Below are 2,568 nucleotides of genomic sequence, written 5' to 3' on the forward strand. Positions count from 1 at the left end.
GGCCAGCACGCCAAAACTGCCGTTCAACTCCTCAGACGCCTGGGATTGCCGATTGGCGGCAAGGCTGACTTCCGAAATGGACGTTGCGACCAAACCGATGTTGGAGGCGACGCTTTGGGTTAGGTCTGCCGTTCGGGTAATCGCGCGCGCGATATCCTGCGTGGCGCTGTTTTGCTCCTCGACCGAATCGGCGACGCTCCGGCAGAGGGCTTCAATCCGCTCGATCACGCGGGCAACGCCGCGTACCCCTGTCACGGCGTGATCGGATGAGCGTTGAATTTCGGCGACTTGAAGGCCGATGTCGCCCGTGGCGCGTCCGGTTTGCGTGGCCAAAACCTTGACCTCTTGAGCGACAACGGCGAACCCGCGCCCTTGCTCCCCCGCCCGCGCCGCCTCGATGGTCGCATTGAGGGCGAGTAGATTGGTTTGATCGGCGATTTTGGCGATGAGATGCACAATCGTGCCGATGGTGGCCGATTGCTGCGCTAACGCATCGATATGGGTTTGCGCGGCGAGCACCTCTTGGCCCGCCTCGGCGGTCATTTGCACGGCATCGGTCGCGCGGCGGCGAATATCGATCACAGCAGTGGAGAGTTCTTCGCTGGCAGCGGCAATTGCGCGGACATCCTCGAAGGTGGCTTCGGTTGCTTCATTCACCGCCAGTCCCCTTGCTTCAGCGTCCCGCATCATCGCGGCCACGGCGAGCGCCCCCCGGTTGATTGTCGCGGCGGCATCGATGGCATCGGTCAGGCTCGATTGCACCGCCGTTTCAAACTCGGAAACCATTTGCGTGAGAAAAGCCCGGCGCTCAGTTTCGCTGGCGTGGGTTAGCCGCTCCTGTTCGTCCGATAGGCGCTGGGTTTCCAGCAGACTTTCGCGATAATCGGCGACCGCGCGGGCGAGAGTGGCAATTTCGGCGGTGCGCGAGGGCGGTGGGGTTCCAATTTCCCCCTGACCGCTGCTAATGGCGGCTAGGCAACGGCTAATGGCATGGATGGGCCGGGTTATGCCGCGATTGAGCAAGAACCACACCAGTAGGGAGATGAACCCTGCGACCAAGGTTCCTGCGAAGCTGACCCGCTCCGTCGTTCGCACGGCTTGGGCCTGCTCTTCGGTACGCCGGGCTTGGCGCTCCCGCTGGCCGTGAATAGCGGTTTGAATGGTGGTCGTGAGCGCTTTCAACAGCGTTTCGCTTTCAGCGCTGCCGGTCATGATTTGAAGATCCCGATCTGCCCGTTGCCGCCAGAGGACCAAGGCCGCGTCGATCTGCGCCAAATCCGCCAAAGCCTCCAAGGTGGGCGACAGGGCACGCGCCTGCGCCATGGCGGTCGCGAAGGCTTGGGGGGCCTCGGTACGATACGCCGGTAAAACCTTGGGGTCGGGGTTCACGATATAGCTTGCGACGGCGGAATATTGCTGCACGACCGCTTGTTGAACGTCCTGAAGCGTCACGATGGCTTCATAGGCTTCGTTGGCATCTTGCGTGGCGCGCGCGGCCCCCTGCAACTGCCCCAAGGCCAACCAATGGGCCGCGACCGACACCAGCAGCACCGCGCCGAACGCCGAGAGCATCTGACTGCCGATCCCGAAACGAAGTCCAAACCGGGGCCGAGCGCTGAGACGGGAAGAGGTGGGGGAAGACATGGCAGGCACTCCGGCGGTGATCGGGTTAGAGGGGGGAGGGGCGGTGCAGTAGGCGTCCGTTCCGGGTTCCGGTCGGCTGGCCGTCGCGCAAGGCAAAGCGGCCGTTCACAAGGACGTGCTCAATGCCGACCGGCGGGCGCGTCGGTTCGGCATAGGTGGCGCGGTCGAGCACGCGGTCGGGGTTGAACAGGGTAAGGTCGGCAAAAAAGCCGGGGATAATGAGCCCTCGGCCCGTAAGGCCGAACTCTGCCGCCGACAGGCCGGTCATCTTGTGAACGGCGGTTTCGAGCGGGAACAGGCCGATATCACGGGCGTAATGGCCGAGCACGCGGGGAAAGGTGCCCCATAGGCGCGGGTGCGGGCGGCGGTCGTGGGGCAGGCCGTCAGAGCCGATCATAGTGCGTGGATAGGCAAGAATGCGCTGAACGTCGCTTTCCTGCATGCTGAAATAAATCGCCCCACCTGGCACCAGCCTTTCGGCGGCGCTGCGGCGGCTAATGCCCCAACCGTCGGCCAACACATCGAGATCGGCCCCGGCGGCACCGGGATCTTGCGCCGACCAAGTGAGGGTAACGCGCTCCGCCCGATCAACGAAATCCGGGTGTAAAATGGTGGAACTGGCACAATAGGGGTAGGCATCCAGCGCGACCGATTGGCGGCGGTTAGCCTCTTCGATCATCGCCAGGGTTTCGATACTTTTGCCCCAGGCGAGCGCGCCCAAGCATTTGTGGTGCGAGATGACGAGCGCCACTTGGGCGGCCCCGGCTGTGCCAATGGCTTCGGCTAGGGCAGCGATGACTTGATCGGCCTCTTGGCGCAGATGCGTCGTATAAATGCCACCGAAGGGGCGCAGAACTTCTGCTAGCGATACCAGTTCTGCCATCGGCGCGTCCCGGCTCGGCGGATAAGCGAGCCCACTGGACA

Annotated in this window: 2 protein-coding genes; both read right to left on the reverse strand. The window is 63.4% G+C overall.

Features of this window, described 5'->3' with window-relative positions; translation table 11 throughout:
• Positions 1 to 1,572, reverse strand: a 1,572-nt coding sequence (locus ACIQ36_RS19920) for a methyl-accepting chemotaxis protein (protein ID WP_395832612.1), incomplete at its 3' end; no start/stop codon positions are given.
• A gap of 97 nt (positions 1,573 to 1,669) precedes the next feature.
• The coding region (locus ACIQ36_RS19925) for an amidohydrolase family protein (protein ID WP_395832614.1) at positions 1,670 to 2,568 on the reverse strand (899 nt) is incomplete at its 5' end.

This window comes from Elstera sp., assembly GCF_044372965.1.
In the GTDB taxonomy this organism is placed as follows: Bacteria; Pseudomonadota; Alphaproteobacteria; order Elsterales; family Elsteraceae; genus Elstera.